Annotated in this window: 1 protein-coding gene; it reads left to right on the forward strand. The window is 56.9% G+C overall.

Annotation, left to right across the window (positions count from 1 at the left end; genetic code table 11):
• The coding region (locus FKW31_RS15345; protein WP_150179003.1) for a transposase at positions 1–487 on the forward strand (487 nt) is incomplete at its 5' end.
• Positions 488–677 lie beyond the last annotated feature (190 nt).

Genomic DNA, 677 nt, shown 5'->3' on the forward strand with positions numbered 1-677 from the left:
CTTTGACTGGATCACAAAGGACAGCTGGACGCGCCGCAGGCGGGTGGTGGCCAAGGCCGAATGGCGCCACGGCAACCGCTATCATCGCTTCATTGTCACCACGCTACCGCAGGGAACGTCTGAGCCACGTCATCTTTACGAACAGATCTACTGCGCACGCGGGGATATGGAAAACCGCATCAAGGAATGCCAACTGGATCTGTTCTCGGACAGGACATCGTCCCACACCATCCGGGCCAACCAGCTCCGACTGTGGTTCTCCGCCGCAGCCTATGTCCTGCTGACCGCTCTGCAAAGACTGGCCCTCGGCCAGACCTCTCTGGAGAAAGCAACCTGTGGCACAATTCGCGCACGACTGCTCAAAATCGCGACAGTCGTAAAGATCAGCGTGCGTCGGATTGTCCTGTCCATGTCCGATATGTTCCCTTGCCAGCACGAATTCGCCCTCGCTCATGCACGATTGCGAAGGCTCCGGCAGGCCGTCTGACGAAACAGACAGCGCATAGGCCACATACTCACCGCCAACACTGCCTTCTCAGGCCGTGACACCCTCACTGCGTTCAGAATCTGCCCGCCAGGACAGAAAACCGTCGGTAAGCCAGATCAGACGCATAGGAAGTCCTGAACAACCAGAAAATGATCCAAAATTACTCCATCTGTGAGATTTCCGCGTCGAT

It is taken from the genome of Acetobacter sp. DmW_136, assembly GCF_008690365.1.
GTDB lineage: Bacteria > Pseudomonadota > Alphaproteobacteria > Acetobacterales > Acetobacteraceae > Acetobacter > Acetobacter oryzifermentans.